Here is a 9,394-nt window from a genome sequence, read left to right on the forward strand (position 1 = left end):
GTCAAAGTGTTAAGTGAAGATAGTACATTAAATTTACAAATTGGCGCGCATGATAAAGAGCAAATCAGTGTTGATTTGAAAAAAACGGATGCGACTACACTGGGTATTGATAAATTGGATTTATCAGCAAAAAGCCAAGTTGGTTCTAAAGCCACTGAAGTTGAAGTAACCATTGGTACAGCTCCTAATACAACAAAAGAAATGCAACAGTTTGATACTAAAGCGCTAGATGACAAAATTACAAATGGCACAATTAAAAGCTATGATATTTATTATGCAAAAGGTGCCGATGGTAAAGACGATAAATCAAAACTTATCGTACAAACTGTGGATGCAAAAGGCGTTGAAGGTTACTTCGATGCATCGGTAACCGCAGGTGCAGCAGGTGCTAAAGCAAAGATTGATGTTACAACAACAGCGGTAGCGGGTTTAGATATGCTCGCTGAAAAACCATTGAAAGCATTGGATGACGCACTGGCTCAAGTTGATAGCTTACGCAGTGCAATGGGTGCGGTGCAAAACCGTTTAGATTCAACCATTACCAATTTAGGTAATACTGTTAATAATTTGACTGCTTCACGTAGCCGTATTTTAGATGCAGACTATGCAACTGAAGTTTCCAATATGAGTAAAAACCCAAATTTTACAACAAGCGGGTACTTCAGTATTGGCACAAGCTAATCAAATGCCACAAAACGTATTATCACTGTTACGTTAAATTTAATCTTAAATAATCCTCAAATAACACCACTGCAATTTTTTGCAGTGGGTGTTTTATCATCAAAACAATCGTTTTCTTAATTAATCATTTATGAGTATTTTAACTTGTTGCCAAGAAGCTAAAATCTCACAAAATAAAATACTATGATTTATATGTTATTTTTTTATGAACAGAATGCATATTCAATTCATCGATTTCTTTTAATGAGCTAAATTATCAATTTAATTAACGGTTTTTCTAAGGATTAGTCGCCGATCATTTAAGGTAAAGTAGTTCTCGTAATGCAATGACAAATTAATTATCAATGAAAACCCGATTTTTACTGAAAATTTGGCATAGGTGAAAAAGAGGTGCTTTTGCTTCACTGTTCAGCCGATTGCTAAATCTATTTCGCCAGATAATGGTTTCCGGTCTTTTATCCAAAGGTGTCTTTTGTTGTGAGTGATTTGTATACCGCCGAAGGCGTGATGGACAAAAATAGCCTCTGGGAGCGATATGTCCCGTTGGTTCGCCATGAAGCATTACGATTACAGGTCAAGTTACCTGCGAGTGTTGAATTGGATGATCTTTTGCAAGCGGGTGGAATTGGGTTATTAAACGCCGTGGAGCGTTATGACTCAATGCAAGGCGCTGCCTTTACCACTTATGCTGTTCAACGTATCCGTGGCTCGATGCTGGATGAGCTACGCAGTCGAGATTGGGCGCCCCGCAGTGTGCGTCGCAATGCAAGAGAAGTGACTCATTCTATTCATCAACTCGAGCAGGATCTAGGACGACCACCATTAGAACAGGAAGTTGCTGATCATTTGCAGATTGAGTTAGCAGAATACCGGCAGATCCTATTGGATACGAATAACAGCCAATTGTTCTCTTATGACGAATGGCATGAAATTTACGGTGAAAGCTGTGAACCGTCTCAAGACGAAGATCATGATGACAACCCATTACAGATGTTATTAGAAAGTGATATTCGCCAAAGAGTCATAGACGCGATAGAATTGCTTCCCGAAAGGGAAAAAATGGTTCTTACTCTGTATTATCAGGAAGAACTTAATTTGAAAGAAATAGGCGCAGTGCTTAATGTCGGGGAATCCCGCGTGAGCCAGCTACACAGCCAAGCCATAAAAAGGCTGCGAGCACGCTTAAACCCAGAGAAATAGAAGTTTTGCTTATTTTTGTTTTTGTTTATTAAGACTACAACACAGGGCTTTATCTCTTATGTCTGTTTCAACACAAAAGAAACGGCCGCTAAGCCGTTACATTAAAGACTATAAACACAGCCAGACTCATTGTCTACATTGCCACAAGGCGCTTGATCGGATCTCTCTTGTATTCAATCGCCAAGTTATCAATAAAGAAGCCATTTCTGAAATGACAGATTTAATTGATGATGAAACGTGGGAAACGTTACAAGAGAAGTTTTCTGCGCTGTGTCGTTTTTGTAGTGAGATTTACTGTAATAGTGAAACTGACTACTTTGACATTATGTCTTTTAAGCAGTATTTGTTTGAACAAACGGAGATGAGCCACAGTACTGTTCGTGAGTATGTGGTTCGTTTACGTCGGCTCGATGAATTACTGACTTCAACTAATTTTCCACGTCAAGAGTTTACGACAGAGAAAATTCAGTCAGACTTGAGTAAAAAGCTCACTCCCTCTGCATTTAGTAACTACAATATTGCACTACGTAAGTACGAGCAATATCTCGATTGGTGCCAAGAGCCATCATCGATGAATAGCAATCACTAATTGCGCTCAAGAGAGACCTTAAAAGGAGTAGCCTAGCCTACTCCTTTTTCTTTGTCGTTTATAATCACCCGTTACCTGCCTTGATACTTTTCCTCTTATCTTAAAAAAGCGCTTTATTTATTCTTTAAGAAGAACACTCACACTGATCAAAGATAGATAAAAAAGCGCCCACAGTGGGGCGCAAGTTTCAGGTATTCATAAAGATATAATTAAATCAACTTCTAGGTTGACTTATGTGTAAGTATATTTACTAAACGAATTCACCGCGAATAATTAATATAAAAAAAAGTGAGAGTCATCACAGCATTCAAAAAATAACACTTTCGACGATATCTTTAGAAATAATAGAGTAACAAAAGAAAAAACCACCTTTAAGAAAACAAACTTTAAAGGTGGTCTCAAAGACAAGGAGAGAAAGAGAGGAGGGGAATTAACTAATCGTCATCAAGCTCGCATTACCTCCTGCGGCGGCTGTATTAATGCTTAATGCTCTTTCATGTAACAAACGCTCTAACAACAGACTTGTCTCACCGCGAGAAAATCCTTGAACAGAAATAATAGCCCCTTTACGTTGAGCAATTTTCTGGCAAGTTTCACGTAATTGATCACCATCACCATGGTAAATGACCGCATTGATTTTCAGTGAATCATCATTCCATTTTTCTGTCAGTGTAATGGCTTTTCTGACAATATCTGGTAACTCACGATATGTTTTTTGTGAGAACTGGCTATTAACGACAACAGCATGACAACCAGAAGCGAGAACCGCGGCAATTTGAGTGAATGCATCCTGTTCGTTATCAGAAATACACAGTACATCACCACAAGGGACTAATTGATACGTATTACGTTCACCCGTAGGACCCGGTAATACACGTAATGTTCCAGCTTGGGATGCAAGGGCATATTTCTCTAAAGCTTCATAATGTGATTTATCCGCTTTACTTGATAGCCATTCCATATACTTATGATAAGTCTGTAATAACGTATTACGAAGAGACGTATCTAGAGGAAGTGTCTCATCTTGGCGGGCGAGTGTTTGTGTTGCGGCATTGTCAGGGCGTTTAGATAATAAGCGATACAGATAAACTGGGCCACCTGCTTTGGGACCTGTACCGGATAATCCTTCACCACCAAAAGGTTGAACGCCCACAACAGCACCAACCATATTGCGGTTTACGTATAAATTTCCCACTTTGGCATTTGAGGCAACATAAGCAATCGTTTCATCGATACGTGTATGAACGCCCATTGTTAACCCATATCCTGTGGCATTAATCTCATCTAGTAGAGCAGGTAAATCTTGGCTTGCATAACGTACAACATGTAACACAGGACCAAAGATTTCTTTCTTCAATGAACTAACTTTATCTAACTCAATTAACGTCGGTTGAATGAAGGTGCTGTTATTTTCAACATGTTTTGATAGCTCATTGTGTGATGCTTGATAAATATCGAAGCCTGTTGTGCGCATAGATTGGATATGCTTTTCTATGCCTGATTTTGCTTCTTTATCAATAACAGGGCCAATATCTGTGGATAGCAAACTTGGATCACCCATTGTGGCTTGTGCCATCGCACCTTTAAGCATCTCGATAGTATGATCAGCCACTTCTTCTTGAATACATAACAGGCGTAAAGCCGAGCAGCGCTGACCCGCACTATCGTAAGCGGAGGCCATAACATCAGTCACCACTTGTTCTGTTAATGCAGATGAATCAACAATCATGGCATTTAAGCCACCCGTTTCTGCCACTAAAGGCACTGGATGACCTTCGTTATCTAAACGACCTGCTAAGGTCTTTTGTAAAATATGAGCAACATCTGTTGAACCTGTAAACATCACACCACGAACACGTTCATCAGCCACTAAACGTGCACCAATGGTTTCACCTTGCCCTGGTAGCAGTTGTAAAGCAAAAGAAGGGATACCAGCTTGATGGAAAAGTTCAACCGCTTTTGATGCAATTAAAGGTGTCTGCTCTGCAGGTTTTGCAAGCACCGTGTTACCCGCAGCTAAAGCCGCAGCAATTTGTCCGCTGAATATCGCTAATGGGAAGTTCCAAGGGCTGATACAAACCACAACGCCTAAAGGTCGATGTGTATTGTTATCAAAATCTTGAGCTACTTGGGCTGCATAATAATAGAGAAAATCAATGGCTTCACGAACTTCAGCGATCGCGTTGTTATAGGTTTTACCCGCTTCACGCACTAATATTCCCATAAGCGATCCCATTTGCTGTTCCATTAATTCCGCAGCACGGATCAAAAATGAAGCTCTTTGCGCTGGTGGGGTTGCAAACCAGATTTCGCCTTTTTCTTGAGCAAGGGTTAAGGCAAAATCGGCTTCGGCTTCTGTCGCTTCTCTTACTGTACCGACAACATCTGCATGATTGGCAGGGTTTAATACAGATTGGGGTTCTGGCATTTTTTCTGAAGAATTAAACGTATCACCTAATAAAGGTTCGCAATGTCTATTTTCAGTTGCTGATGTTAATAAAGCACTAGAAAGTGATGCCAAGCGATGTTCGTTTGACATATCAATGCCTGGCGAGTTTTTACGTTCATCACCATACAGTTTATTAGGAAGCGGAATTTTAGGGTGAGAAAGCCCAACTTGGCCTTCGGCTTGCGCCATTCTGTTCACTTCTTTGACGGGATCTGCCACCAATTCATCAAGAGAAATAGTGGTATCAGCAATTCTATTGACAAATGATGTGTTAGCCCCATTTTCAAGTAAGCGACGGACTAAATAGGCAAGTAATGTTTCATGAGTCCCTACTGGTGCATAAATACGACAAGGGCGACCTAATTTTCCGTCTGCTATTTTACCCACGACTTGAGCATAAAGTGGTTCACCCATACCGTGTAAACACTGGAACTCATATTGTCCAGGGTAATAGTTTTGACCTGCTAAATGATAAATTGCTGACAGTGTGTGTGCATTATGCGTGGCAAATTGTGGATAAATAAAATGAGGTGATGCGAGTAGTTTTTTTGCACATGCCAGATAAGAGACATCAGTATACACTTTACGAGTATAGACAGGATAGTCTTCAAGGCCATCAATTTGAGCGCGTTTTACTTCGCTATCCCAGTAGGCACCTTTCACTAAACGGATCATTAAGCGACGACGGCTACGGCGTGCTAAATCAATGACATAATCAATGACTAATGGACAACGCTTTTGGTAAGCTTGGATCACAAAGCCAATACCATTCCAGCCTGCTAATTCAGGTTCAAAACAGAGTTTTTCAAGTAAATCGAGTGAAATCTCAAGTCTATCGGCTTCTTCTGCATCAATATTAATGCCAATATCGTATTGTTTTGCTTGTAATGTTAATGAGAGTAGACGAGGGTAAAGCTCTGACATCACTCGCTCATATTGAGCTCGGCTATAACGAGGATGTAATGCTGAAAGCTTAATAGATATGCCTGGACCTTCATAAATACCACGACCATTCGAGGCTTTACCAATGGCATGAATGGCTTGTTGATAAGAAACTAAATAATCTTGTGCATCTTTTTCGGTTAATGCCGCTTCCCCTAACATGTCATAAGAGTAGCTAAAGCCTTTTTCTTCAAGTTTGCGTGCATTCGCGAGAGCTTGAGAAATAGTCTCACCCGTGACAAACTGCTCCCCCATTAAACGCATCGCCATATCAACACCTTTACGAACTAATGGTTCGCCACTTTTGGTGAGAATGCGATTTAAAGAGTTAGATAACTTTTCTTCATTATGTGTAGAAACTAATTTGCCTGTGAATAATAAGCCCCATGTCGCCGCATTCACAAACATCGATTGACTTTGTCCTAAGTGTGAACGCCAGTTTCCATGACTGATTTTATCGCGGATAAGTGCATCACGCGTGGCTTTATCTGGAATACGCAATAAAGCTTCTGCTAAACACATAAGAGCAACACCTTCTTGTGAAGAAAGTGAGAATTCCTGTAATAGACCTTGAACCAGTCCAGAACGTCCAATCCCATTTTTTTGTTGGCGTAATTTTTCAGCAATGGAATAGGCCAGTTTATGTGTTGCTTGGGCCTCATTTTCAGGTAAGGTCGCTTGTTGTAAGAGCATAGGTACAGCTTGTGTCTCAGGTGTACGATATGCAGAAGTAATTGCGGAGCGTAAAACAGACTGAGGATGAATATGCTCAGCAAATTCCAAGAAAGGCTGATAATAGGCAGTTAGCGTTTCTGTGCTTTCATCAATATCTTGCTCTGCAACTGTTGAGTGACCAAGATTAACCTGATCATTTTCAATTTGTTCTAGATAATTGAAAATAGCCTGTTTAATTAACCAATGCGATGTTCTGTCTAATTTCTGTGCGGCTTCTTTTAATCTATTGCGGGTTTCTTCATCAAGTCTAACACCCATTGTCGTGCTACTCATGCAGTGCTCCTCATATTCTATTTCTCATTCACAAGTACAGTTACCCGTTATTTTTATTAATATCATTCATGTTTGCAACTTTGTGCAACATTGTTAACAATTTATTTATAAATAATGTGAAAGTAGTCAGGTTTTATGGATGATTAAAAAAGAATTAATTTATTCACACAATATATTTGTATATAAATCAATAAATTGTGTTTATATTATTAATACTTACATTTATAATACACTCTCGAATTAAGACAAATAGTGTGAAGTCATATACAAAATTTAAACATTTAAACGTTAATTTCTTGTTAAATGCAGTTAACCTATTCTAGGATTGATGTGAATGCTTTATCTGTTGCTGTAAGAAATTATTTTAATTAAAAACTGAAAAGATCATTAATGCGCAACGAAGTGCAACGTTCCTGTACAAGTCAAAAGCATACCGATGATCGGAAACAGATTTATGGAGAACTGCAATTATGGCTCTAACTTCGCCAATGCTAATTACATTTACGATCTATATCTTGGGTATGCTTTTTATCGGCTACCTTGCTTATCGTTCAACAAAAAACTTTGATGATTATATTCTTGGTGGTCGGCGACTGGGCAGTGTAGTTACTGCGTTGTCAGCGGGTGCTTCAGATATGAGTGGTTGGTTATTAATGGGATTGCCAGGCGTGGTGTTTTTTGCTGGTATTTCAGAGAGTTGGATTGCTATTGGACTCTGCTTAGGTGCGTGGTTAAACTGGCGTTTAGTTGCAGGACGTTTACGTTTACAAACTGAAAAAAACAATAATGCACTAACATTACCCGATTATTTGACATCACGTTTTGATGATAAAAGTAAAATACTGCGTATCATTTCAGCATTAGTTATTCTTACCTTCTTTACTATTTATTGTGCATCAGGTGTGGTTGCTGGTGGAATGCTATTTGAATCTACGTTCCATATTCCTTATCACGAAGCGATGATTTATGGTGCACTTGCAACTATCGCATATACCTTTTTAGGGGGGTTTCTTGCTGTAAGTTGGACAGATACCGTTCAAGCGACGTTAATGATTTTTGCTCTGATCCTGACACCTATTATTGTTATATTCTCAGTGGGTGGCATTGATACTTCTATTGCTATTATTAAAGCAAAAGATCAATCTTATTTGGATATGTTTAAAGGGCTTGATTTTATCGCAATTGTTTCATTATTAGCATGGGGATTGGGCTATTTTGGGCAACCTCATATCCTTGCACGTTTTATGGCTGCTGATTCTAATCAAACCATTCGTAAAGCACGTCGTATTGGTATGACGTGGATGATCCTTTGTTTAGGTGGCACTGTTGCGGTTGGATTTTTTGGTATTGCTTACTTTGAAATGAATCCAGCACAAGCGGGTGCTGTAACAGCTAAAAATGAACGTATTTTTATGGAGCTGGCTTCACTGCTCTTTAATCCATGGATTGCAGGTATTCTGCTATCTGCCATTCTAGCTGCGGTAATGAGCACATTAAGCTGTCAATTATTAGTTTGTGCAAGTGCGTTAACTGAAGATTTATACAAACCATTTATTCGTAAAAGTGCAAGCCAAAAAGAGCTAGTTTGGGTAGGACGTGGCATGGTATTACTGGTTGCGATTATTGCCATCTTCTTAGCGCGTGATCCAAATAATAAGGTGCTTGATTTAGTGAGTAACGCGTGGGCAGGTTTTGGTGCTGCTTTTGGTCCAGTGATCCTCATTTCTGTCATGTGGAAACGTATGACTCGTAATGGTGCATTTGCTGGAATGTTGATTGGTGCTTTAACCGTGTTAGTGTGGATGCAATATAAATGGTTTGGGTTATATGAAATTATTCCTGGTTTTATCTTTGCCTCTATTGCTATCGTTGCCATTAGTTTAATGGGGAAAGAGCCAAGTAAAGAGAACCAACAACGTTTTGATGAAGCTGAAACTCAATATCGTAATACATAATAAAATAGAGAAAATGAGATAAATAAAAGACACTTTTATTTAATAAAGTGGTCTTTGTTATATAAACTCACCATCAATTTAAAAGGGAATATAATTTAAATTTTTAACACTCATAACTTATTCATAATATTCAAATTTATTATATACAATTGCAGTGCTGGTATCGATTATTGTGCCATTTTGTCTAACTTCACTTACCATATTCCATGTTAAGCAATTATTATATTTATCCCATTCTTGGCAAGTACCGTCATATCTCTTATATCATCATACATACTCGTAAATATTTGTATTTTATGTAAGATTTTACCGTCTTCGCCATAATTAAATTCTAACATAACTTCATCATTATCAATTGCTTTTAACAGGCGGCCTTCATTATCATAAGAATAATAAATGGTACTTCCCTGATTTTCAGCACTAGATTCAATAATGGTTTCAGATGCAATCTTACTGCCATCATAGAAAATTTCTGATAAATCAGTACCTATAAGTGATCCATCTCCATCATAGAAATGAGCAGTTTTATTTATTAGTTGGTTTTGATTATTTTTACCATACAGTTCATCA

The 9,394-nt window shown here is 38.6% G+C and carries 5 protein-coding genes and 1 pseudogene; 4 read left to right on the forward strand and 2 right to left on the reverse strand.

The features are described from left to right. Nucleotides 1-282: 282 nt before the first annotated feature. The 3 genes and pseudogenes from BHE89_RS27310 to fliZ all read left to right on the forward strand — a co-directional run. Nucleotides 283-718: pseudogene (locus tag BHE89_RS27310) on the forward strand (flagellin); the annotation flags it as partial. A 440-nt stretch (nucleotides 719-1,158) separates the two neighbouring features. Then, nucleotides 1,159-1,881 (forward strand): RNA polymerase sigma factor FliA, encoded by a 723-nt coding sequence (locus tag BHE89_RS03485; protein ID WP_036912728.1) that lies wholly within the window; start codon nucleotides 1,159-1,161, stop codon nucleotides 1,879-1,881. A 58-nt stretch (nucleotides 1,882-1,939) separates the two neighbouring features. After that, nucleotides 1,940-2,470, forward strand: coding sequence for a flagella biosynthesis regulatory protein FliZ (gene fliZ, locus BHE89_RS03490; RefSeq protein ID WP_069367613.1), 531 nt, complete (start codon nucleotides 1,940-1,942; stop codon nucleotides 2,468-2,470). 430 nt (nucleotides 2,471-2,900) lie between these two features. Here fliZ and putA read toward each other — a convergent pair whose 3' ends face one another. Next, nucleotides 2,901-6,869 (reverse strand): trifunctional transcriptional regulator/proline dehydrogenase/L-glutamate gamma-semialdehyde dehydrogenase, encoded by a 3,969-nt coding sequence (putA, locus tag BHE89_RS03495; protein ID WP_069367612.1) that lies wholly within the window; start codon nucleotides 6,867-6,869, stop codon nucleotides 2,901-2,903. Nucleotides 6,870-7,339: 470 nt separating this feature from the next. Between putA and putP the strand changes: the two genes are divergently transcribed. After that, on the forward strand, nucleotides 7,340-8,824 hold the full coding sequence (putP, locus tag BHE89_RS03500) for a sodium/proline symporter PutP (protein WP_069367611.1): 1,485 nt from the start codon (nucleotides 7,340-7,342) through the stop codon (nucleotides 8,822-8,824). A 209-nt stretch (nucleotides 8,825-9,033) separates the two neighbouring features. Here putP and BHE89_RS23655 read toward each other — a convergent pair. After that, nucleotides 9,034-9,394: hypothetical protein (locus tag BHE89_RS23655; RefSeq protein ID WP_171742447.1), on the reverse strand; the 361-nt coding region annotated here is incomplete at its 5' end.

Origin of the sequence: Shigella sp. FC1967 (assembly GCF_001743005.1) — a bacterium.
Lineage (GTDB): Bacteria > Pseudomonadota > Gammaproteobacteria > Enterobacterales > Enterobacteriaceae > Proteus.

Excerpts from the sequence above, each read along its gene's own strand:
- fliZ (WP_069367613.1), top strand. The coding sequence starts at position 1,940 with ATGTCTGTTTCAACACAAAAGAAACGGCCGCTAAGCCGTTACATTAAA.
- putA (WP_069367612.1), bottom strand. The coding sequence starts at position 6,869 with ATGAGTAGCACGACAATGGGTGTTAGACTTGATGAAGAAACCCGCAAT.
- putP (WP_069367611.1), top strand. The coding sequence starts at position 7,340 with ATGGCTCTAACTTCGCCAATGCTAATTACATTTACGATCTATATCTTG.